General features: G+C 36.3%; 27 protein-coding genes. 1 reads left to right on the forward strand and 26 read right to left on the reverse strand.

The window, feature by feature from the left end:
* Positions 1 to 5: 5 nt before the first annotated feature.
* The 23 genes from AC4BC7_RS09185 to fliF all read right to left on the reverse strand — a co-directional run bounded on the left by AC4BC7_RS09185 (position 6) and on the right by fliF (position 20,499).
* Complete coding sequence (locus tag AC4BC7_RS09185; RefSeq protein WP_422389686.1) at positions 6 to 515, reverse strand: chemotaxis protein CheD; 510 nt, start codon at positions 513 to 515, stop codon at positions 6 to 8.
* Positions 484 to 969, reverse strand: coding sequence for a chemotaxis protein CheW (locus tag AC4BC7_RS09190; protein WP_207942438.1), 486 nt, complete (start codon positions 967 to 969; stop codon positions 484 to 486). Before AC4BC7_RS09190 ends, AC4BC7_RS09185 begins: the two co-directional genes overlap by 32 nt.
* A 31-nt stretch (positions 970 to 1,000) precedes the next feature.
* Positions 1,001 to 2,293, reverse strand: a complete 1,293-nt coding sequence (locus AC4BC7_RS09195; RefSeq protein WP_207942439.1) for a methyl-accepting chemotaxis protein — start codon at positions 2,291 to 2,293, stop codon at positions 1,001 to 1,003.
* A 141-nt stretch (positions 2,294 to 2,434) separates the two neighbouring features.
* Entirely contained in the window at positions 2,435 to 3,154 is a 720-nt protein-coding gene (locus AC4BC7_RS09200) for a cell division ATP-binding protein FtsE (RefSeq protein WP_207942440.1), read from the reverse strand.
* 12 nt (positions 3,155 to 3,166) lie between these two features.
* Complete coding sequence (locus tag AC4BC7_RS09205) at positions 3,167 to 3,949, reverse strand: flagellar hook-basal body protein (RefSeq protein WP_490502693.1); 783 nt, start codon at positions 3,947 to 3,949, stop codon at positions 3,167 to 3,169.
* A gap of 15 nt (positions 3,950 to 3,964) precedes the next feature.
* A complete protein-coding gene (locus AC4BC7_RS09210) occupies positions 3,965 to 4,663 on the reverse strand; it encodes a flagellar hook-basal body protein (RefSeq protein WP_490502694.1) in 699 nt (232 codons plus the stop codon).
* Positions 4,660 to 5,370, reverse strand: coding sequence for a sigma-70 family RNA polymerase sigma factor (locus AC4BC7_RS09215; protein ID WP_207942443.1), 711 nt, complete (start codon positions 5,368 to 5,370; stop codon positions 4,660 to 4,662). The genes AC4BC7_RS09210 and AC4BC7_RS09215 overlap by 4 nt, the downstream gene beginning before the upstream one ends.
* 19 nt (positions 5,371 to 5,389) lie before the next feature.
* Complete coding sequence (flhA, locus tag AC4BC7_RS09220; RefSeq protein WP_207942444.1) at positions 5,390 to 7,468, reverse strand: flagellar biosynthesis protein FlhA; 2,079 nt, start codon at positions 7,466 to 7,468, stop codon at positions 5,390 to 5,392.
* A gap of 23 nt (positions 7,469 to 7,491) precedes the next feature.
* Positions 7,492 to 8,556, reverse strand: a complete 1,065-nt coding sequence (gene flhB, locus AC4BC7_RS09225) for a flagellar biosynthesis protein FlhB (protein WP_490502695.1) — start codon at positions 8,554 to 8,556, stop codon at positions 7,492 to 7,494.
* 13 nt (positions 8,557 to 8,569) lie between these two features.
* Positions 8,570 to 9,322: a flagellar biosynthetic protein FliR gene (locus AC4BC7_RS09230; protein ID WP_207942446.1), complete on the reverse strand. Its 753-nt coding sequence runs from the start codon at positions 9,320 to 9,322 to the stop codon at positions 8,570 to 8,572.
* A 9-nt stretch (positions 9,323 to 9,331) separates the two neighbouring features.
* Entirely contained in the window at positions 9,332 to 9,595 is a 264-nt protein-coding gene (gene fliQ / locus AC4BC7_RS09235) for a flagellar biosynthesis protein FliQ (RefSeq protein ID WP_207942447.1), read from the reverse strand.
* 15 nt (positions 9,596 to 9,610) lie between these two features.
* A complete protein-coding gene (fliP, locus tag AC4BC7_RS09240; protein WP_490502696.1) occupies positions 9,611 to 10,372 on the reverse strand; it encodes a flagellar type III secretion system pore protein FliP in 762 nt (253 codons plus the stop codon).
* Positions 10,359 to 10,736: a flagellar biosynthetic protein FliO gene (locus AC4BC7_RS09245; RefSeq protein WP_490502697.1), complete on the reverse strand. Its 378-nt coding sequence runs from the start codon at positions 10,734 to 10,736 to the stop codon at positions 10,359 to 10,361. The genes fliP and AC4BC7_RS09245 overlap by 14 nt, the downstream gene beginning before the upstream one ends.
* Positions 10,737 to 10,744: 8 nt before the next feature.
* Positions 10,745 to 11,266, reverse strand: a complete 522-nt coding sequence (locus tag AC4BC7_RS09250; RefSeq protein WP_490502698.1) for a flagellar basal body-associated FliL family protein — start codon at positions 11,264 to 11,266, stop codon at positions 10,745 to 10,747.
* Between the two features lie 13 nt (positions 11,267 to 11,279).
* On the reverse strand, positions 11,280 to 11,483 hold the full coding sequence (locus tag AC4BC7_RS09255) for a flagellar FlbD family protein (RefSeq protein WP_207942451.1): 204 nt from the start codon (positions 11,481 to 11,483) through the stop codon (positions 11,280 to 11,282).
* A 33-nt stretch (positions 11,484 to 11,516) separates the two neighbouring features.
* Positions 11,517 to 12,371: a flagellar hook-basal body complex protein gene (locus tag AC4BC7_RS09260; RefSeq protein ID WP_490502699.1), complete on the reverse strand. Its 855-nt coding sequence runs from the start codon at positions 12,369 to 12,371 to the stop codon at positions 11,517 to 11,519.
* Positions 12,372 to 12,405: 34 nt separating this feature from the next.
* Positions 12,406 to 12,834 carry a flagellar basal body rod modification protein gene (locus tag AC4BC7_RS09265; protein WP_207942453.1) on the reverse strand — a complete coding sequence of 143 codons (429 nt, stop codon included), beginning with the start codon at positions 12,832 to 12,834 and terminating at the stop codon, positions 12,406 to 12,408.
* A 17-nt stretch (positions 12,835 to 12,851) separates the two neighbouring features.
* The gene (locus AC4BC7_RS09270) at positions 12,852 to 15,515 is read right to left on the reverse strand and encodes a flagellar hook-length control protein FliK (protein ID WP_490502700.1); all 2,664 of its coding nucleotides are present in this window, start codon (positions 15,513 to 15,515) and stop codon (positions 12,852 to 12,854) included.
* 26 nt (positions 15,516 to 15,541) lie between these two features.
* A complete protein-coding gene (gene fliJ, locus AC4BC7_RS09275) occupies positions 15,542 to 15,961 on the reverse strand; it encodes a flagellar export protein FliJ (protein WP_207942455.1) in 420 nt (139 codons plus the stop codon).
* Between the two features lie 14 nt (positions 15,962 to 15,975).
* On the reverse strand, positions 15,976 to 17,313 hold the full coding sequence (fliI, locus tag AC4BC7_RS09280) for a flagellar protein export ATPase FliI (RefSeq protein ID WP_207942456.1): 1,338 nt from the start codon (positions 17,311 to 17,313) through the stop codon (positions 15,976 to 15,978).
* Positions 17,314 to 17,320: 7 nt separating this feature from the next.
* On the reverse strand, positions 17,321 to 18,121 hold the full coding sequence (locus AC4BC7_RS09285; protein ID WP_490502701.1) for a FliH/SctL family protein: 801 nt from the start codon (positions 18,119 to 18,121) through the stop codon (positions 17,321 to 17,323).
* Entirely contained in the window at positions 18,105 to 19,109 is a 1,005-nt protein-coding gene (gene fliG, locus AC4BC7_RS09290) for a flagellar motor switch protein FliG (RefSeq protein ID WP_207942458.1), read from the reverse strand. The genes AC4BC7_RS09285 and fliG overlap by 17 nt, the downstream gene beginning before the upstream one ends.
* 16 nt (positions 19,110 to 19,125) lie before the next feature.
* Complete coding sequence (fliF, locus tag AC4BC7_RS09295) at positions 19,126 to 20,499, reverse strand: flagellar basal-body MS-ring/collar protein FliF (protein WP_490502702.1); 1,374 nt, start codon at positions 20,497 to 20,499, stop codon at positions 19,126 to 19,128.
* A 146-nt stretch (positions 20,500 to 20,645) separates the two neighbouring features.
* Here fliF and AC4BC7_RS09300 point away from each other — a divergent pair, with 146 nt between their 5' ends.
* Positions 20,646 to 21,713: an IS30 family transposase gene (locus tag AC4BC7_RS09300; protein ID WP_490502703.1), complete on the forward strand. Its 1,068-nt coding sequence runs from the start codon at positions 20,646 to 20,648 to the stop codon at positions 21,711 to 21,713.
* 505 nt (positions 21,714 to 22,218) lie between these two features.
* Here the strand turns inward: AC4BC7_RS09300 and fliE are convergent.
* The 3 genes from fliE to flgB are packed head-to-tail and all read right to left on the reverse strand — an operon-like array spanning position 22,219 to position 23,392.
* Positions 22,219 to 22,548, reverse strand: a complete 330-nt coding sequence (gene fliE, locus AC4BC7_RS09305; RefSeq protein ID WP_207942460.1) for a flagellar hook-basal body complex protein FliE — start codon at positions 22,546 to 22,548, stop codon at positions 22,219 to 22,221.
* A gap of 6 nt (positions 22,549 to 22,554) precedes the next feature.
* Positions 22,555 to 22,998 (reverse strand): flagellar basal body rod protein FlgC, encoded by a 444-nt coding sequence (gene flgC / locus AC4BC7_RS09310; RefSeq protein ID WP_207942461.1) that lies wholly within the window; start codon positions 22,996 to 22,998, stop codon positions 22,555 to 22,557.
* A 19-nt stretch (positions 22,999 to 23,017) separates the two neighbouring features.
* A complete protein-coding gene (gene flgB, locus AC4BC7_RS09315) occupies positions 23,018 to 23,392 on the reverse strand; it encodes a flagellar basal body rod protein FlgB (RefSeq protein ID WP_207942462.1) in 375 nt (124 codons plus the stop codon).
* Positions 23,393 to 23,695 lie beyond the last annotated feature (303 nt).

Below are 23,695 nucleotides of genomic sequence, written 5' to 3' on the forward strand. Positions count from 1 at the left end.
CTCCTTTAAATGTAAACCACTTCTTGATTAACAATTCGGACAGTCGTTTTAAAATCGTTTAAATCAACAATCATTGTCCGACCAGCATTTCCCCCAACATGTTTCGCTACAATTGGAATTCGTAGTTCTTTTAAAACTTTTTCCACTGCTTCAATATTTCTTTGGCCAATCCCAATAGAGGCAGCACTAGCATTAAAACCAAACATACTGGCACCGCCCACAATTTTTGCTTTTAGGCGTGGCAATGGTACTTGTTGTTTTAATTCAGTTACCATTTGTGGTAAGGCAAGATCAGCAAACTTAGCAATTTTTATGTCTTGTTTACCGATGAACATCGTGCTATCCGGTAGCATGATATGACTTAATCCGCCTACTTTGGTTTTTTCGTCATAGATAATTGTCCCAATACACGAACCCAAACCTACTGTAATTAATTTATTAGGGGCTTTTCCTAACTTATAATCAGAAATACCTACTCTAATTTCAGTCTGCATCATCAATGGTATCCTCGACATCAGTCAACTGTTCAAGCTCTTGGAAAGCAGCTTGTGTTTGTTCATTATTAAATAGATAGTCAAGTTCCAATAGCATGACAACTTCATTTTCTAATTTCAAAAATTTTTCGATGTAACCTTTTTTTAGTAAAGATTTGACTAAATCTTGTTCATAATTGGTTTCTTCCATATAAGAAATCCCAATAATATCTTCTACATATAATCCTTGCGAGTGACCTTCAAAACGACATAAAATGACTTTGCTTTCTTCTATTTGTTCTGAAAATTGATTAAATAATTTTTTACGCACATCAACAATTGGCACCATATTGTCATGATATTCATAAACACCTAAAATAAATTCTGCTACTTCAGGCAATTCAATGAATCGATTCGCTTCAATAACACGGTCAACATTTGTAACTCGAATGGCAAATAGTTGATTGTGACTTTTAAAAACAACATACTGCTCCATATTTATTTTCTTCCTTTTTCATTTTTTCCTTTTACAACTTAAAGTGATCTACTTGAAATTTAAGAATACTAGCCATTGTTGCAATTTCTTGGATTTCTGATTCAAACTTCTCAATAATAATTGAAACGTTTTCTAAATTAGAGCTTACTTCTTGCGTGCTCGCTGAAGTATCCGAAATTGCATTTGAAATGTTATTAACTGAACGTTGAACTAAATCCTTTTTCGCTACAATATTTTTAATATGCGTTTCCACTGATTGAATGCTGGTAATAAATGAATCTACAACATCGGTGATTTCATTCGATGACTCAATTGCTTTGTTTAAGGTTTGTGTTTGTTTTTCACCATTTTCAAAAGAAGTCGTTACTGTGGTTACCATATGTTCAGATTTATTGCGAATATTTTCCATAATATTGCGAATGTTCTTCGTTGATTGACTACTTTGTTCAGCTAATGTCCGAACTTCATCCGCAACAATTGCAAAACCATGACCCGCTTCCCCTGCACGAGCTGCTTCAATTGAAGCATTTAATGCTAATAAGTTGGTTTGCTCCGAAATATCGTTAATTAATTGAACAATTTGTCCAATGCTTTGAATATCTTGATTCATTTCTTTCATTTCTTCAACAAGTTGCGATTGCCCCAAACGCTCAGTTTCCCAGCGTTCAAATACTTTAAACATTAATTCAGCGTTACGAATATTACTATTTTTTGCTTGGTCAATATAGCTATCAATTTGTTTAACATCGCGGTGAATGGCTTCAATGCCATTAGCTAGTTCATCGGTTTCTTGCACTGTTTTTTCAGCATCTGCAGCTTCTGTACTTGCGGAATCTGCAATACGATCCATATTACCTTGAATATTTTCAACAGCTGATCGAATATCGTGGGCAGTTTCATCTAATTGAGCTGCCATATCAGTCATGCGGGAGCTTTCGTCTTTCATCCCTAGAATTAAGGCTTTAAAGGTATTCGCAATACCACTAAATCGTTCAATTACATTTTGAATAATTGGATGTTTTGTTGCAATTTCAGTGTTCTCTAAATGTTGAAAATCACCTTGGTTAACATATTGTAACTGTTCTAACAATTGCGTTAACACTGCATCGGTTTTTCTCTTAGACATTGTAGTTACAACAATCGAAAGAACGATTTCTAAAAGCAAGACAATCGCAGAAAAGCGAACAAACTGTTGCGTAAGTAAGTCATTATCACTAGGTTTTAATACAAACATGTAACAAGCAAATAAAACAATTACCGTACTAACAAATGAAACAACTATACTTAGTGGAATACGTGAAAAAAAACGTCTTTTTTCTTTCATTGAGCTACCCTTTCTTTCAACAACATATATTAATAAATTAATTAGACACTATCCAAGACGTATCTAAGTCCCCTCCTTTTGGCCAAAAAATGATAGTTCTGATTTAACTATCGGATATTTTTGACAAATTTAAAGCAAGACTTACCAAACATATACATCTTTTGGGTCAGAAATTCGTGTATAGCCACCAAATTTTTCATCGCGAACCAATTGACCATTATCCAGTTCCAATACACGTTTGCGAATTGAATTTACCATTGTACTATCATGCGTTGCAATAATCACAGACGTCCCCGCATCGTGAATTCGCAAAAAAATTTTCATCATTTCAACAGATGACTTTATATCTAAATTAGCCGTGGGTTCATCAGCAAGTAAAACTAACGGATTATTTACCAATGCACGAGCAATCGCAATTCGCTTACGTTGGCCAATTGAAAGTTCTGTAATTAACTTGTCTTGACAATCCAACATGCCCACTTGTTCTAATACTGTGGTAGTTCTTTGATAGATCATTTCAGGTTGAGGATTCTTTTCGACCACTTCAATAGCAAAAGCAATATTTTGAAAAGCTGTATGCTGCGGTAAGAAAAGATCTTCTTGCGTCACAATGCCCAGTTTTCGTCGCAATAAATATAATTTAGAATCACTAATTTTATCCACTAAAATATTATTCACTTGAATTGAACCGCTCGTTAATTTTTCTTGTCGAGTAAGTAATTTCAAGAGTGTTGATTTTCCTGAACCACTGGGGCCGACTAAATAAATAAATTCGCCGGCTTGCATCTGAAAAGAGATTTTTTTTAATGCCCAATCTGCACCATTTTTGTAATTTTTGCTCGCATTTTTGACTTTAATCATTTATGACTCACCTTAATCCGTAAAACGATTAACAATACTTAACATTTCATCTGTACTTTGTAATACACGCGTATTTAATGAATAGGCACGTTGCGTTGTAATCATTTCAGTCATTGACCGAGCTAATTCAACATTTGAATTTTCAAGCATCGATTGTTGTATGGTTCCTAATCCTTCAATATTTTCATTGGAATTTCTCACAACTGTACCTGGCTCAACTTGATATAAATTATCGCCAGTAGGCACTATTATTTCGGGATTTTCTGGTAAATACATCATCACTCGTCCCACAGGAGTTGATGTTCCATTAGCGGTAATCGAAATATTCCCCGCTTGATCAATCACTGGTTTTCCTTGTGGCCATTGCTGGTAAGGTACTGTTAGGGTCGTATCCACACGCAAACCTTGACTATTGACTAATGTTCCATTGGCATCAAAACCAAATTTACCATCACGCGTTAGCAATAACTGATTATTGGCATCACGCACACCGAAAAATCCCTCGCCTTGTATTGCCAAGTCCAACGGTGAATCAGACGCACGTAAAGCCCCTTGTCTAAAAACAACGCTTTGTTGTGTTGTTTCTACTCCGCGATTAAATGCTACTTCTGCATTTACTGGAAGATTGACTTCTTGAGCGGTCGTTTGGTTAGTTAAAAGTTCGCGAAAGCTTGTTTGCTTTTCTTTATAGCCAGTCGTATTTACATTGGCAATATTATTGGCAGTTCTATCCAGACTTTGTTGTAAGCCATTAATTCCTGATTTACTTACGTGTAATAAGCTATTTAAATTCATTGTCTTCTCTCCCTACTAAAATCTACCTAAATCATTGACTGCTTTACGCAAAGTTTCATTCGTTGTGCTCAAAACTTTTTGATTGGCTTCGAATTCTCTTGTTGCTTGAATCATTGCGACCATTTCATCGGCTACTTGTACATTTGCTTGCTCAAGATACCCTTGATAAATACGAGGATTATTAACTACTTGTGGTTGTTCATCGCTTGTATAATATGTATCGCCTTCACTCGTTAAATTTTGTGAATTTGCAAATGTGACCACTCGAAAATTGGGGGCTGCTAAGGTCGCTGGCTGGTTAGTTTGATTGAGCACTGAATATCCTTCTTGAGTCACATATTGATTTTGATTATTCAAAATAAAGTTACCATTACGTGTATACCCAACTTCGCCATTTGGCATTTGTACCGCAAAATATCCTTCACCTAAAGCAAAATCAGTTGGACGTGACGTTTCTTGTAGGGCACCTCTTTCAGTATTCAACGTAGAGCCTGCCAATTCATTGCTAAAAACCAATGAACCGATATCATTGCGACGATTTAAACGTCCACCGTTTTGATAGTTAAACACATCAACTTCTTCTAATGTTTGCTGAAATAATTGTTTCGATTGAAAACCTGGTGTTTGAACGTTCGCCATGTTGCTACTAATATTTTCTTGGCGTTTTTGTAAAATATCAAATTGGTTAGTTAATGTATCAAATGCACGTATCATGACATTTCCTCCTGAATAATCTGTTTTAGTTTACTGATTGTTTTTCCATGAATTTGTGAAACTCTTGCGATTGACACATCTAACACTTCAGCAATTTCTCTTAGGGTCAATTCTTCTTTATAATATAAACTCAACAAAAGCTGTTCTCTTTCCGTCAATTTTTGAATGCCTACTTGCAACGCTTGCTTATGCTCGACTTCTAGCATCTGTTCTTCGGCACTAATAATTGACGTATCTTTAATCGTATCTTTTAACTCAATACCTTCATCTTCTTGATTGAACAAGGTATCTTCCAAAGACATACTGGCTAAATAATGAATGCTATCAAAAATCTCTCCTAATTGTTTAGAATCAATTTCCAATTCTTTACAAATTTCATTGTCAGTCACTTCACGTTTTAACTCTTGCTCCAGACTTTGTTTTACTTGGTAATATGCGTTCACACGGGCCATTTTATAACGAGAAAGTTTGGCATTTTTACGAACTTCATCAATGATTGCTCCTCGAATACGAATAGCTGCATAACTTTCAAAAGGAACTTTTTTCGATGCGTCAAATTTATGTAACGCATCCATCAAACCAATCACACCGATATTAAACAAATCGCCTTTTTCATATTCTTGGCTTTTAATTCCTATTCGATTGACAACTCGTTCAACTAGTGGTAAATATTTGATGATTTCATCTTCCATATTCACTGCATACATCCCAAGCACCCCTTTCTTATTATTGCAATTCTAAACTCCCTACTGTTTCAATCATCATCTCATTTGGTATTTCATTTAATGACAACACCGCAATATCAGGAAAATTAAATGAAATTAACTTTCTAAAAGCTAAACGAATTTTTGGTGAAGCTAAAATGACATGTGGGATATTTTCCATCATCAAGTGTTGATGCGTGTTGCCTAAACTTTCCAAAATTTGACTCACCGTTTCTGGTTTTAATACTGGATAAGAACCTGTCGCTGTTTTTTGAATACTTTGCATGATAATATCTTCAATTTTCGGATGAATCACCACAACATTGATTGAATGATTCCCATCCGCATATTTGGCTGAAATTGTACGTTTCAATGATTGCCGTACATATTCAGTTAACGTTTCAACATCTTTGGTTACTAAACCATAATCAGCAAGTGTTTCTAAAATAGAAGCTAAATCGTTAATGGGAATCTGTTCATCTAATAAGTTTTGTAAAACTTTTTGTACTTCTCCCAAACGCATGATATCAGGGATTAATTCGTCAATAACAACATTGTATTGGTCTTTAATACCTTCAAGTAATTTTTTCACTTCTTGACGTCCTAATAATTCAGAGGCGTGATTATAAATAATTTCTTTTAAATGCGTCGCAATAACGGTTAGCGGTTCAATAATCGTAAAACCTTGTAAATCTGCAGCATCGCGATCTCTCTCATCAATCCACATAGCATCTAAATTAAACGCCGGCTCTTTGGTTAATTGTCCTTCAAACGGAAAGGGTTCTCCCTGACTAATAATCATAAATTTATTGGGATAAATTTCGCCACTCCCTACTTCATTTCCACGGATTTTAATGGAATAACTATTGGGTTCAAGATACAAATTATCTCGAATACGAACAGGATTAACTAAAATACCTAACTCATGAGCACTTTGCTTACGAATAGCGACAATTCGATTCATTAAACTATTGTCAACAGAACTATCAACCATCGGAATCAACGCATAGCCAATTTCAATTGAAATGGGTTCAACTTGAAAAGCTGAAACAGATTCTTCTTCCTCTTGTTGTTCTTTTTTTCTTTGTAACGCCAATTTTTGTTCTTCTTTTTTCTGCTGAATAATAGCTTTTTCTTCTTGTTGCTTGATAAAAAAACTCAGACCCATTAAACAAATACCAATAAAAACAAATGGTAAAAAAGGAAACCCAGGTACAATGGCTAAAATAAATAAGATAACAGCAATAATGCGGAACAATATCGGATTTCTTGTAAAATCGTCTGCTAAATCTGCCCCGAATGAACGTGAATTATCTGAACGAGTCACGATGACACCAGAAGCCACTGAAATTAATAACGCTGGAATAGAACTGACTAGTCCATCCCCAATAGACAATTTACCAAACTGAGCAAAAGCTTCACCAACTGTTAAATCACCATTTAGAGAGAAAATAACGGCACCACCAATTAAATTAATTAGTGTAATCATAATCCCAGCCATCGCATCACCTTTTACGAATTTGCTGGCACCATCCATCGATCCAAAGAAATCTGCTTCTCGTTGTAAATCTTTACGACGTTGACGCGCTTGATCTTCTGTAATCAAACCAGAGTTTAAGTCTGAGTCAATCGCCATTTGTTTCCCAGGCATTGCATCTAAAGTAAACCGTGCAGAAACTTCCGATACACGACCTGCTCCGTTTGTGACCACGACTAATTGGACAATTGTAATAATGATGAATAAAATAATTCCGACAATATAATTGCTACCAGTCACTACATTGGCAAAAGCGTCAATTACATGTCCAGCATTTCCTTGAGTCAAAATCAATCGAGTAGAAGCCAAGTTCAAACCTAGACGAAACATAGTTGTAATCAGTAAAACAGTTGGGAAAGTAGAGAATTCCAAAACATTTTTCGTAAACAACGTAATTAGCAAGATATTAAAACCAATTGTTAAATTAACAATAATTAAAAAATCCAAGACGGCTGCTGGCAAAGGTACAATAATTAAACCAATTACTCCGACTACTATAAAGGAGATGATTACATCGGCATAACTGATTTTTTTCAATTTTTTGCCACTTGTCGCTTCGTTCATTTCTGCTCCCACTTTCTAACGTATTACAGTTTCCCTTTATTTTTTTCTTCCATTTGATAAACCAAAGCAATAATTTCAGCTATTGCTTCATACCATTCAACCGGAATCGGCTCGCCTGCTTCAACAATTGGATAAAGTGCACGCGCTACTGGTTTGTTTTCAATCATCGGTATTTTTTGAATCTTCGCTTCTTCTTTCATACGTTGAGCAAGCTCATCTGCTCCTTTAGCTAAAACTACCGGAACGTCATCTTGTGCTGGATCATAACGTAACGCAATGGCATAATGCGTTGGATTTGTAATTAAAACAGTAGCGTCTTTAACATTTGCAATCGCATTACGAACCATCGCTTGATATTTCGCTTTACGTTGGGATTTCACTTGTGGATCTCCCTCCATTTGTTTAAACTCTTCTTTGACTTCTTGTTTGGTCATTCGTAAATTTTTACGATGAGAGTAACGTTGAAAAAAGTAATCAATAATCGCTAAAGCAACTAAAATAATGGCTATTTGAATCGTTAAACTGGTAACAAAAGCCAATAAAAATTGCAAAGGCTTTTCAGTGCCCACTGAACTAAGATTCATTAATTCTGGAATGGCATCTTTAATTTTTATGTAACATAAGTAAATAACTATTGCGAATTTCATTAATGTTTTAAAAAGATTCATCCAGGTTTGTTTGCCAAACATGCGCTTGATTCCTTCGATAGGATTCATTTTTTTAAATTGCGGTTTAATTGCTTTAGTAGAAAAAAGCAACCCTACTTGGGCAACATTTCCGATTACACCGATTAAAACAGCTATTGCAAAAAAAGGTAAACAAGCTAACATAAAGACCAAAATTGCTTGGATAGCTAATTTAGGTAAATCATGTAATAAATTTCCATAATTATGTACATGTTCTATCGAAGTTATAAGGTAAGGAAGAAGTTGTTTCATCATATATGTCCACAAAGGAACTAGTAAACCGGCAAAAGCCAATAATGCTACAGCAGATGATAAGTCTTGACTCTTAGCGACTTCTCCACGTTCCCGTGCATCTTTTAAACGCTTGGGCGTGGGTTGTTCTGTTTTATCATCTTTTGCCAATGTCCTCACCTCACTAACTTAACGATTGAATAAATTCTTGTAAAAATAATAATGCTTCGGGTAATTTCTTTCCTAAATAACTGACAAGGTTTGGCAAAACCAATAAAAATAATGCGAAACTAACCGCATTTTTAATAGGCATTCCTAACATCAAAACATTTAGACTTGGAATCGTTCTGGAAATAACTCCTAAAACAACATCAATCACTAACACACCTACTACTAATGGTGCTGCCAGATTAACCGCCATTTCAAACGTTCCCACAAACAATTTGATAATCCCCTCAACTGTACTCCCTTGAATAGGTAACGCACCTAGCGGAATTAACTGAAAGGATAGCAACATACCTTTAATCAAAAAATGATGTAAGTCTAAAACAAATACAATTGCTAAACTCAGCCAATAATAAACTTTCCCATATTGTGAACTCATCATTTCAAACGTTGGGTCAAATGCTTGTCCCATTGAAAAACCTACTTGAAAATCAATCATATTACCTGCCATTTCAACACCTGTAAAAACTAATTGAGTGACGTAACCCATAGCTAGACCAAGTAATACTTCCTTCACACTAATTAATGCAAACAATAAAATTGGATAAGTCGTTGTTGCAGCTTCAACATATGGCCAAGCTCCGACAACAAAACTGCCGCCTAAAACTGCTTTTGCCATCATAGGTACTCCTTTTTGAGAAAATACCGGACAAACAGCTAAAAAAGAAAGAATACGAATAAAAACAAATAAAAAAACTTGAATTTGTGCCATCTTACTTCCTCATAAAGAAGCAATGATTTTAAAAATCGATTGCGTAAATTCTAAAAGTAAATTTAACATGAAGTTACCAGCTAACATGAGCGTTAAAAAGATAGCCATAAGTTTCGGCACAAAACTTAATGTTTGTTCTTGAATTTGCGTGGTTGCTTGAAAAATACTAATAATTAATCCGACCACCATCGCCACAACAATTGCTGGACCAGATACTAACAAGATTTTCATGAACGCTTCACGCATCACATCTAAGACTAATTCAACAGACATTTTTCTTCCTACTTTCTAAGCAAAGCTCTTAATTAACGATTCCACTACTAGATACCAACCATCGACTAACACAAATAATAAGAGCTTAAACGGTAAGGAAATCATCACTGGTGACAACATAAACATCCCCATCGACATCAATACACTGGCTACAACCATATCGATAATCAAAAATGGTATGAAAATCAAAAAGCCGATACTAAAGGCAATTCGTAATTCACTAATAATAAAAGCGGGTGTTAAAATAGTCATAGGCAACTCTTCATAAGACGCATATTGACCACGTGCATCTGCTAAATCAACAAATAATTCCACATCTTTATCACGTGTTTGCTCATACATAAATTCTTTAATTCGAATTTCCGAGCGATCAAAAACTTCTTGTTGTGTAATTTCTTCATTTTGAAATGGCTGAATCGCATCATTATAGATGTCTGTATAAACTGGGCGCATCACAAAAAAAGTCAAAAACAAAGCCAAACCAATTAAAACTTGGTTCGGTGGATTTTGCTGTGTTCCTAAAGCATTACGTACAAAAGATAACACCATAATAATTCGAGTAAACGATGTGGTCATTACCAATAGAATCGGAATGATTGATAATAAAGTCATCATGATAAAAGTATTAATTGTTTGGTCAGAAGAACCTGTATTCGAAAGCAAACCATTAATTGTATTTGTCACTTCTTCTGCATCTAATGCATGAACTTGCGTAGGAAATACCAACATAGTGACTGCTATTCCTAGTAAACACAACCATAAACTACTTTTCTTCATTCGATGAATTCCTCTTTCTACGTGCTAACTGTTCCGTTTTCTTTTGAATTAGTTGCGAAAATTGTTTAGGAACAATTTCTTGTGGTATTTGTTGTGACGTACGATAGTTCTGCACTTCTTCTGGTGTTAACTCACGAATAATTTCATTCGTTTGTTCCGATAAACTCATCACATAATATTTGTCTAAAATTTTAACAATGGCGATAAAAGACGATTTGCTAACTGCAATTCTTTCTAGTACTTGTAACGTTTTCCCACCATTTTGATGTGTGCGATTGTTTAGATAGCGAAGCAATTGATTGGCTCCATATAATAAAACAAAAAGAAAGACAATCATCTTCACTAATAAAAATATTATTTCCATAACTGCTCCTACTGAATTGCTAGATCAGTAATATATACATCACTAACGATTTCTGTCCCGTACGCATGATTAATGGTTTCTTTAAGTTCTGCCTTCCACTGCGCTAGACCTTCTGGCGTATCTAAAATATCGCTAGCTTTTTTTTGACGCAAAACATTGACGATACTGTCTCTAACTAAAGCAACATTTTTAGTAAAATCTTCACTGTCTTTTTCTTCAATCAATACAGAAAGATTGACACGAATATATTGTTGATTTCCTTCGCTTTTCGCTAAATTCACAACAAATTCATCTAATGGAACAATGGTTTGATCTTCTGAAACAGTGGGTTTACCTTCTTTTTCAGCAACTTGTACACCTGTTGTTGGGGGCAATAAAAACTTAGTTGTTACGACTGTTCCAATCACACTACCGACTACTGCCAGTACCAGGATTAAAGGTAAAATAAGTCCCATCTTCATACTCTTTTTTTCAACTTCAACTGTTCCATTTTCAGCTTTTGGAGCTTTTCCTTTTTTCTTTTTCTCCATACTGACTCACCTCCTACGCTTCTTTTAAATTAATTGGTTGTTGAATTTTTTGGCGATACTCAATGATTCGTTGAATCACTTCGTCAGCCGTTTCAATAACAAGCAATGTTTTTCCATCTACTAAAGTCACCATAGTATCAGGGGTTTCCTCTAAACGATAAATCAAATCAGGATTGAGATAAAACTGCTTTTTGCTTAACGATGTGACCGGAATCATATGAGTATCTCCTTTTAATTAAAGTTTAGGATATTAACGTTTCAAGTTTAATAATTCTTGAAGCATTTCATCAGATGTTGTAATACTTCTTGAGTTTGCTTGGTAAGCGCGACTAGCAACAATCATTTCAGTAAATTCAGTTGATAAATCAACGTTTGACATTTCGATTTTTCCAGATTGCATCATGCCTGAGCCATTTTGTCCAGCTGCTCCAAGAATTGCATTACCTGTATTTACAGTTGCGCCATAATTATTACCACCCAATTTTTGTAAAGCATCGGGGTTGTTAAAAGTTGCAACCGCCACTCGACCAATAATTACATCTTGATTGCCATATTTAGCTGAAACTACCCCATATTTATCAATGGCCATTGATTGGTAAGCTTGACCATTAAATTCTTCAGGAACATTTAATGCTGCTAAAGGACTGTTATTAGTGATATCCGGTGCTGTCGTATTATTTGTGCTCACCGCTCCCATGACTTTCATCCCTGAACTATTTACTAGATCCCCATTGCCATCACGCGTGAAAATACCATCCCTAGTGTATAAGTTATTTCCTTCACCATCACGGACAACAAAATAACCACCACCTTCTAGATAAAAGTCTAAATCACGACCCGTTGAAGTCGGTGCGCCTGGTTCATGAATTGTATCAATGGAACCAACTTGTACACCTAAACCAATTTGTTGCATATTTGTTCCACCAAGTCCACCTGGTTGTCCAGCTGTTGCTTGAGTTGTGGTTTGACTCATAATATCTTGGAACATCACACGACTTGATTTGAAACCAATTGTATTAACGTTGGCAATATTATTTGCGATAACATCCATTTTAACCTGTAAATTTTTCATTCCACTAACGCCTGAGTACATTGATCTTAACATTTTTCTTTTCCTCCTAATTTTTCATGACAACTCATTATATTTTTTCACCAATTTCTTGAATACCACTCATGTAATATTCATTCCCACCAACAACGATGGTTGCATAACCATCAACGAAGCGGACTTTTTCTACTTTTCCGGTAACAATTTCTTCTCCGTCTCGTACACTGACTTCACGCCCTAACATTTCAAACGCTTGTTGCTGTTGAGACATACGAACAGACTGATTTAGTCCGTCGCCAATTTCTTTAATTTGTTGCAAAGTAGTAAACTGAACAAACTGTCCAATATAATCGGTACCAGCATTTCCTCCAGATTCACCACCACCTGCCGAAACAGTGGGGTTACTCATCGATGCAGAAAGAATTTTCAAAAAATCATCCATCGAAATTTCTGAAGGATCGCTTTTTTGACTCGTGGCATATGTTCCACCAAAATTAAGACTATTCACTGCGTCTGTCATCGTTCTTTTTCCTCCTTTTAAGCTAAAATACTCACGCGACTTTCGACTTCATGCTCGACAACATTTTCTTCTAGCTGTTGTTTTCGATATCGACCTGCCGGATGTCGTTGTTGTTGCATTGGACGTTCTTGTGAAAATCCCTGCTGAAACGACTGTGACAATGAGTTTTGATTATCGGTTGTCGAAGCAATCGTTGGTTCTGAACGAGTCACAGTAAACACAGACACATTCTCTTGTTTTTGTAATACTTTATCTAAGCGTGTCGTAATCGCTTCAAACATTTTTTTAGTTTGTTCTGATTGCACGGTTAATTCTAATGAAACAGATTGAGCGGTTACTTTCATTTTGACCTGAATTTTCCCCAAATCTCCTGGATCTAAGTCAAAAGTCACCACTTTTTCATTTGGTCGCACCATTGTTTGTAACTCTTGCTGAATAGGCTTGGCTATTTCTTGAACTACTTTTTCAAGTGTAGGTCCGTGTCCACTTTGAATTTTCGGTACATCTAAAGCGATTGTTCCAGCCTCGCGAACAGGTATCGTCGTTGGTGAACTGGTTACAATCTCTGAATTCCCTACAGATTTTGATGTGATCGATTTATCTGTTGATTCAGTTTTAGTTGTCGAATGAACTTGGTCTGTCGATTCGACGTTTTCATTTTCAACTGGTAGACTTTGTTTCTCACTTTGTACTTCCACTCGATTTGTTGCTTTTGGTTCGCTAATTTCTTGGTCCACTGGTATCGACTTATCTAAGGTAGCTGCTGGCTTTTTAGCTGTTTCTGGTACTTCTTCTATTACAGTAGGAACTTGTTGTTTGTCCGAACCCACTATTTTTTCAATAATTGGCGCTTGAACTATTTCAGTAGGTGCTACCTCTTTAGACAGTACTTTGCTGGATAATACTTTTTCAACGAGCGTATCTGAACTTTTATTAGGCAACGTTGCATTTACCGCTTGTGTGCCTTTGGGTAAGTCTACCTCTGGATTGATTGTTCGATTCTTCAATACTACCGCTTCATCTATCCCATTTTCTAAATCAGTATTCAGTGTTTGTTGCTCAGATAATTTTTCAATTACTGACGACTCATCAAGAATCACTTCTGAAGATGGAACAGTTTGTTTGGTCTTAGCAACAGATGTTGGCAGTTCAGCTGTTGCCTCTAATTCCCCACTGTTTATTGGTTGTGTCACTATCGACTCTTCAATAGTGACTGGCCCAAGGAATTGATCAGACATTGACTTCAAACGATTTGGGAACAAACTGTCGGGAATCGGTAATTCAGGGTTTAATTGTTCTAACAGATTTTCTTCTCCTTGATGATCCATTCCAAGAAATTTATCAGAAATTGAACGCAAATGTTCGGGAACTATACTAACGGCAATCGGTAGTTCAGCGTTTAGCTGTTCTGGCAGATTTTCTTCTCCTTGATGATCCATTCCAAGAAATTTATCAGAAGTTGGACGCAAACGTTCGGAAACCATACTAGCAGCAATCGGTAATTCAGCGTTTAGCTGTTCTGGCAGATTTTCTTCTCCTTGATGATCCATTCCAAGAAATTTATCAGAAGTTGGACGCAAACGTTCGGAAACCATACTAGCGACAGTCGGTAATTCAGCTGTTGGCAGTTCAGCTGATAGTTCTATTCCAACCCCATTTTTAAGTGGCTGTTCCTCTATATTTTTTTCTACTTGTTTCGTCTCTCCCATAAAGTTATCAGAAGTTGAATTTAAAGGATTAGTCCAGCTAATATCTGGACTTGCTGAATCCATTGTAGCCACAGACGAAGACTCTTCACCTGTTGTTTCTGGACTTGTTTGTGGCAATGTGTCTTTTTCTATTTGAGAAAATTCTCCAATTAAGATTTCTGAATTTTGATGCAATTGATTTTCTATAAAGCTTTGAGCTGTTGGCAGATGCTCTTTGGTCACTTGAAACGCCTCTGTTAGCATTTCTTTCGTATCCGGTACCGTTTCTAACAAATCTCCTGTAGGATTTACCAATGGTGGATTAAATTGTTGTTCTTCGATGACGGTATTTACTTCCATCGAACGATTGACGGGTAAAGAATTTATTTTTTCAGACGAATCACTTGTTACTTCTACAGAAAAAGGCGACGGCAGCGCCTCATTTGTCATCACTTCTGGATTTTCATTAACTGATGGAACCGTCTGAATAGCAAACATTTTGTTTTCTGAAACTCTATTAGAATAAGATTCAACAGATTCTTTAAATAAATTAGTCGTTCTATGTTCGTTTGATTTACCCAAAACATCTGTGGATGGACTATTCGTTTGCATAAAAACTGCATGACTATTTTTTTGTTCCATTCCAACTAAAAATTCTGTGTCCATTCGAGTGGTCGTTTGTTGCATGTTACTAGTTTCATTGGTTGTTGAAGCAGATTGCTGACTTGACTGAGTAGCAAATGTGCTTATGGGTATGCTTGATGCTTGCGATGAATGTTCTTGCTTGGATATATTCGCTTTAGAAAAAGTGTCCTCATCCATGGACTGTTCTAGCTCTGAATGTTCAACAGTAGTTTCTTCTGATTGAACATCCTCGTCTGATGCCGACTGAAACTGTTGGAAGAACATTTGAAACATAGTACTGTCTGGGGCTGAAGATTGGTGGTTGGTTGTTGGAAACGTACTATTCGTTATTTGATGAATTCTTTCCATTTTTCATCCTTTCTATCAGCCGAGAATTAACTGATTCTTTTTCTATTTGCCATCTCATCTAGCATTTTTTGTTCTTCACGATTTACAGCTAATTGATGCTCCGCCATTTGTTTTTCTGAGAGTTTTTCTAAAACTTTTCTTTCTTTTTGTGCGGTAATATATGCTTGTAATTTGAGTTCTACAAAATGTTTAAGCTCATTAATTGTTTGAACTGTTTCTGTTAATTTTTGATTTAAATCTAACAAATACCACTGTTGAATTTGCATTCGATTGACGGTTGTTTCACGAATTTCCATCAATTCCCCTTTTTCTGCAATTAGTTGTTTCAAAATTTCTTCTTGTTCATTCAGTGCTTTTTGTGCTGAAGCATATTCTCTTTTTGCTTCATTTTCTTGAATCCAACGATAATCTAAAATTTTTTCTAGCGAGAATTGAAATTTTTCCACTTTTTACTCCCTTCTTACCCTCTAATCGTTGATACATCGCTAAATAAAGCATGTAGTTTCATAACTGTTTGTTCATAATCAGAAGGTTCTTCTACTTGTTGACGTAAAAAGGCATTGATTGGTTGATGTAACGAAATCGCATAATCTATCACAGCATTACTTCCTTTTTGATAAGCACCAATATCAATTAGGTCTTTTGCTTCCGAGTAAGCAGCCATATTTTCTTTTAGTTCACCGGCATGCTTATGATGTTCTGGAGAAACTAAACTTTTCATCAATCGACTCAAACTATTTTGAATATCAATCGCTGGATAATGATTTTGTGAAGCAATTTTACGCGAAAGTAAGATATGACCGTCTAAAATTCCGCGTACGGCATCAGCAATTGGTTCATTCATGTCATCCCCTTCAACCAAAACTGTATAAAACGCTGTAATTGAGCCTTTATCAGACATTCCACTACGCTCTAACAATTTTGGCAAAGCTGTAAATACAGATGGAGTATACCCTTTCGTGGTGGGCGGTTCTCCGATAGATAACCCAATTTCTCGTTGTGCCATAGCAAAACGTGTAACTGAGTCCATCATCAATACCACCTTCTTGCCTTGATCACGGAAATATTCAGCAATTGCGGTAGCAACGTGTGCTCCTTTTAAACGAACCAAAGGCGGCGAATCTGACGTCGCACAAACCACTACTGATTTTTTGTACCCCTCACTACCTAAATCATTCTCAATAAACTCTTTTACCTCACGACCACGTTCACCGATTAAACCAATGACAATGACATCTGCGTCACAGTAACGAGCAACCATTCCCAACAATGTACTTTTTCCCACACCACTTCCGGCAAAAATCCCCATACGTTGACCTTCACCGACTGTCATAATGCCATCAATTGCGCGTACACCTGTACTCATAATTTCAGCGATTCGTTTTCGTTTAAAAGGGTCTGGAGAGTCATTAATCACTTCATATTCAGGACTATTTTCATTTAAAACTAAATCGTCTAACGGTCGCCCCAGTCCATCGAGCGTGTGACCAAGCAAGTCATCATTTACTTTGACGGTTAAAGTTTTACCCGTAGCTTTCACTAAACATCCTGGGCCAATGCCTTCTAGTTCATCTAAAGGCATTAGCAAAACCGTTTGTTTCACAAAACCTACCACTTCAGATAACGCCGTTTTATTGCTATTGCGGATTTTAATTTCGCAAATTTCTCCAACAAATACATCTAGTCCTTCGACTTTTATGATTAAACCCACCACTTCGCTAACTTTTCCAAATACTGAAAAAAAGGAATGCCTTTTGGCTTGTTCGATATAAGAATCAATTGGTAATGTTAGCTCCATTGGTTGTTCATTCCTTTGTCAATTGTTTTAAAAATCGTTTTAATTCTTTTTCTAATTCAAAAGTTACCAGTGCTTCATCCGATTCCACTGATACATCATAAGGTCCCATAAGTTCGTCTTTCAAAACTAAAAATCTTAAGAAAGGTATTTCTTGTTTTCTGGATTCCATTTTTTCTACCAACAGATCGTAATAGCGTGCATTTGCTCGAATAACGATTAGTTGGTCGGGCTTTTCTAGCTTAATCAAGATTGGTTCAACGATTTTTAAAATCGTTTCGTTATCTATCTCTAATTTGGTTTGAATCAATTCTTGCGTCATCTCAACACCCAATTGAATGATTTCTTGACGCTTTTCTTGCACATAAATCGCACTGCTTTCAATGGCTTCTTGTAAAGATTCTTTGGCTTGAATAAATAAATGTTCAGCCTCTTCTTGAACCTTTTGCATGCCTTCTTCATGGCCTTGTTGAAAGCCTTGTTCATGACCTTCTGCTAAGCCAAGTTGATGGGCTTGTATTTGTACGTTCTCTGCTTCTTGTTCAATTTGAGCAGCTTCTAGTAATGCGGCCTGTTTAATTTTTTCAGCTTCTTCATGTGCTTCTTGTAAAATCTTAGCTTTCATTTCTTCGAGTTGTTGTAACTGTCGCTGTTCTTTTGAAAGTTGCTGTGCTCTAGTTTTATTTTTGGTTAAGTTAAACTCAGGTTCTTTTCTTTCAGGAATGATTGGTCGCGTAGTAACTATCGATTTAGCTGTTGTACTTTTATCAATCGCTGAACCTTTTAGCAAAGAATTATTTGACCACTGCATCTTGCTCGCCTCTTCCAATATAAATCTCGCCAGCTTCATCTAATCTACGGATGACAGCAACCACATGTTGTTGTGCTTCTTCAATTGCTGATAATCGTGTAGGTCCCATAAACTGAATTTCCTCTTTAATATTTTGAACTGCACGACTCGATAAGTTAGCAAAAATAAACTCACGAATGTCTTCGGTTGTTCCTTTCAATGCAAGAACTAACATATTGTTATCAACATCACGCAATACTTTTTGTACATCCAAACGATCCAAACCAACAATATCTTCGAAAGTAAACAAGCTTGATTTGACTTCGTTTGATAAATCTGGTTGACGTTTTTCTAAATCGGTTAAGATATTCTTCTCTGTACCACGACTTGCTGAATTTAAAATTTCCACAAGGGTATGCACACCACCAACATTTTCGGTGCTATTTTCCATTACGTTCGAGAATTTATTCTCAATTACACCTTCAATACGACGAATAATCTTTGGTGAAGTACTAGAAATCATCCCGATTCTTTCTGCAATCTCCACTTGAAGTTTATCTGGAAATTGAGAAAGAACTGTAGCTGCTTTTTCAGGCTGCATATAACACAAAATTAATGCTACTGTTTGAGGATGTTCATTCAAAAGTAAATTTATCAATTGTTGAACATCTGCTTTACGCACAATATTAAATGGACGTTCTCTTAATTGAATTTGATTTAATACATCAATGACATCTTTTGCTCGTTGTGGTCCTAATGCTTGATTTAATAATTCTTTTGCATAATCAATCCCACCATCTAAAACATATTGCCTTGCACTGGAGGTTTCAATCAACTCTTCTAATACAGCATTTCTTTCTTCGGGACTAACCAAATCAGTATTTGCGATTTCGTAGCTGACCTTACGAATAACGTCTTCCGGCAATAATTTCATAATTTTAGAGGAGGTTTCTGAACCAAGCGAGATTAATAAAATCGCTGCTTTTTTTATACCATCAATGGTAGTCATCTTATTTCTCCTCCATTTATTTTTCCTTTGTCCATGCACGAATTAATTCAGCAGCAATTTCAGGATTTTCATCGGCAAATTGTTTCGCACGTTTGTCTCTGTCAACTACTTTCGATTTAATACGACTTGTTTGGGTGTCCTCTTCATCTAATTCATCATAACTATCAGAGGTTGATGACGGATTGACCATTGAAGCAATCGAATCTGCAAAACTAGCTTCTGCAGACATTGATTGTGAACGCTCATTAAAGTTGGGAATTACTTCTTCCATTAGTTCTTCCTCGTCATCATCAACTAAGAAATCATCTTGTTGACGTCTGCGTAATATAAAGAATGTGCCTAACATAATCAGAGAGACCAATAAAACGCCACCACCAATGGCTAAATATATCCAAAGATTATTTAAGATAGTCGATTGATTGTTCGTTGTTGGATTTTCTTCAGCAGCAGCTTCTGCTTGTGTGAAAGTCACACCTTGAATGGCAATTTCATCGCCACGTTCTTCGTTATATCCCACTGCTGATGCTACTAAAGCACGAATTTCTTGTTGAACATCTGCAGGTAAATTTCCACTTATCACAACTGAACTTGTCATGCGTTCAATCATTCCTGGAGCACTAATGGTTTTCGTAATTTCTGTATCAAGTTCATTATTGACATCCCGTCGATACGTGCGATTTCCTTCTGCATCATCACCAGTTACAACCGTCACATTGTCATTTGCTTGCCCCGTTTGTGCTTCCTGAATAGCGTCTGCTGAACCAGTAGCTTCAACACTCTCACTACGAATTTCAGGATTATTATAAGTTGTTCGCGTGCTTTCTACAGAATCAAAATCTAAATCGACGTTGATTGAAACTTGTAGATTCTCTGCCCCATAAATTGGTTCAAGTAATTTTTTGACTTTCTTTTCTAGTGTTTCTTCATACGAATTCTTAATACCGATATAACGATCACTAGCATTTGATAGGGAATTTTCTTCGCCGCTACCAGCTAAAACTAGCCCGTTGCCATCAACTACTTTGACATTTTCAGGATTTAGATTCTCAACTGCACCCGAAGCAAGGGTGACAATTCCTTGAATGGCAGAATCAGAAAGTTGTTTATTTAGCGTTAAAATAATAGACGCCGTAGCATCTTTTTTCTCGCTGCTAAAAACGCCATCATCTGGTGTCACCAAAATAACTTTTACTTTTTGAACACCATCCAACGAACCAATTGCTCGTTCTAATTCACCCGTTAGCGCCCGTTGATACATTACTTTACGGTCTTCATCAGTTGTCATCATATCCGATTGGTCAAATAATTCGAATCCAGTAGAACTATCCGGCAGTTTGTTTTCTACTGCTAAATCAATCCGATAACCATCTATTTCTTGTTGGTCAATCATGATAGTGCTACCTTTATCTTCTAGTTTGTAAGCAATCTTTTTTTCTGGTAAATTGTAAAATGAAATGCATAAGGAAATAAACGAAAAAATCATGTAGATACGATATACTTGTTAGCAACCAAACCAAAAGTATAAGGGGTATCTACATGACCAAAAATAATTGTATCACAGAAAAGCGCACCTTCAAACAACTTACTGACATCCAACGCGGAATGCTGGAACAGATGGCGAAAAGCGGCACCTATAAACAAGCTGAAATGGCGCGAGAATTAGGGGTCAGCCAACCCACTGTTTCTCGTGAGTTGAAACGCGGTAGAACGCGCCAGCTTGACTATAAGCGCAATTATTACGAGCAGTATATTGCCGCCTCAGGCGCACGGGTTTATAAAGAAAATCGTGAGAACTCGCATGCGCGGGATCATAATAAATATTCTGCGGCTTTCCTTGCTGCCTTACCTGAAAATCTAGCACCCAAGAAGGGGTTGCGGATTTATAGTGTGGATACTTTTGTACACTCTTATAGAAAGTTGCACCCTGACGAACGCGTACCATGCACGAAGACCGTTTACGCTTTGATAAATGCTGCCGTACTTCCAATCCGTAATATCGATTTGCCTATGAAGACTAGGATGCGGCCACGAAAAACAACCGTTTCTGAACCTAAAGGTCATAACGCTAAACACTTGGGACGCAGTATCGAAGAACGCTCTCCAGAAGTACTCTCGAGGGAAGAATTTGGGCATTGGGAAGTTGATTTAGTATTAGGTAAGAAAACAAAAAATGAGCCTGTCATCATCACTATGGTTGAACGGAAAACACGCTACTGCCTCACTAAGAAAGTTTGGGGAAAAGGCGCAGCGCTGGTTCAAAAAGGCGTGCTTGACTTGATGAAAAAACAGGGGCTAGAACAGTTCAAGTCACTCACAACTGATAACGGCTCTGAGTTTTCAAGTCTGTCTCTTATCGAAAGCATTGCTGAAGACGTTCAGGTTTTCTTTACTCATGCGTATGCTTCTTGGGAGAAAGGAACGAACGAAAGGCATAACCGCATGCTCCGAGAATTTATCCCAAAGGGAGTCACTCTGCGTCCATTGTCCTATTCGTATTTACTGGAAGTAACCGATACGATCAACCACAAACCAAGAAAAATAATGGGCTATACAACACCTGCAGAACGCCTTCAGGAAGAACTGGCCGATTTACAAGCAGCTTAAGGTGTTTTGTTGGTTCTATAGGATAAGAGAATAGATTAGCTGAGTCAAGAGCCGCTTTGCTCCTTCTCTTGACTCAGCTAACCTATCCTCTTGGGTCAGAACCACCAACAACTCACCTGAAAAATGGTAAGGGATGAAACACTCCCTGCCGTCAATGGCTTCAAAGCATTGGTAATACTGGATTATTGAGTAATTCGCTGTCTATAAAGGTTTTTAAAATTTTTTATGCATTTGATATTGCAATTAAGCAATCTTTTTTTCTTTTAAGTCGTTAACAATGATCCCTGCATCTGCTTGACTCAAGTCTGTAAAAAGCACCCCGTATTCAACCCTTGTGCTTATATAGTAAAAGGTACCAATGACAATGAATAAACTCATTATTCCCAAAACAATAATGCGCTTCATCATTGCACTAAGGTTTTGCTATCTGTCTTTTACTTGTTCGAACCACTCATTTACCCTGGCACCCATTCATTCCATCCTTCCAAGCCTTTAATTTACTGCATTAAAACTGCATATTTTTAATATCATTGTATGCTTCTAAACATTTGTTACGAACCTGTACTGCTGTTTGCAATGATAATTGTGCTTCAGTCATATTAATCATGACTTTTGCTAAATCATTTTCATCTCCTGAAATGACACGTGTCGTATCACTATCAATCACATTCATATTTTGATTCAATCCAGCAATTGCTTCGCCCAAATGAGCACCAAAGGATTTGTTAGATGTTGTGTTATTCTCAGAAAGCGTTGGAACCCCCACTGATGATTGCAATTCTCTTAATTGATTTTGATAATCCATTAAACCTTGGATATTAGAAATAGTATTCATTTATTTTTACTCCTTGGAAATTTCTAATGCTTTGCGTAGCATACTTTTATTCATTTCAACGGCAGAGGCATTTGCCTCATATGTACGTAGAGCTTGTATCATATCAACCATCTCGTCTGCCATATTTACATTTGATTGCTCAACATATCCATTTTCATCTGCATCGGGATTTGTCGGATCATAACTAGTACGAACTGTTTGATCTTCTGTAATACCATTAATACGAACCCCGTAACTCATGCGATTAGTAGCTAATGAATTCCTCTTTTGCTCAGTTGTAGAAACATTTTTTAAGCTTTCCGCAAAATCAATTGATTTTTTACGATAAGCGCCCCCTTCAGGCGTACGTGTCGTATTGACATTCGCAATGTTGGTCGAAATCGTGTCTAATTTCAAGCGTTCTAAAGCAAGACCGCTAACATTAATATTTAAGCCGTTAAAAATACTCATTTATTTTTCCCCTCTGCTATTAATTACTCAAGACATAATTCAACATTTTATACCTACCATTTAATTGAGCTGTCAGTGCATTGTAGTAAAGCCCGTTTGTCGCTTGATTTACCATTTCCACTTCTAAATCAACATTATTTCCATTGGCTTTGACACTGCTGGCATTATTTTCTATCACACGTGGATTTATTGATGACGAATTATTTAAATGTTTTTCGTTTGTGGCGCTTAAATTAAATTGATTTTGACCGATAGCCTTTTGTAGTTGGTTTTCAAATTCAACGCGTTTCGCTTTATAACCGTCAGTATTAACATTCGCAATATTGCTAGAAATTAATTCAGCTCGTGTTGTGGAAACTTGCATAGCAGTTTTCAATAAATTATATGTATCCAATTATACAAACCCCTTTTCCTTAAATTCTCATTTTAAATTTCATATTATTAAATAATGATGTTTACAATATCAAAAAGTATCAAATAATAGCTCAAAAAAAAGTTCTAAAACAATCTAGAAATAGATTATTTTTCGAACAATCTCAATCAATTTATATTTTAAAGTTAATTTATCTATTTTTTTCTATTTTTTGAAATTTTTATATAATTAAAATTACTACCACCTCAGTATAAAGTGCTGTCATAATTTTTACAATGGAATATATTAATAGAAACTAAATTTTACTATAGAAAAAACCTATTG

This window comes from Enterococcus sp. AMC1623 (genome assembly GCF_058216495.1).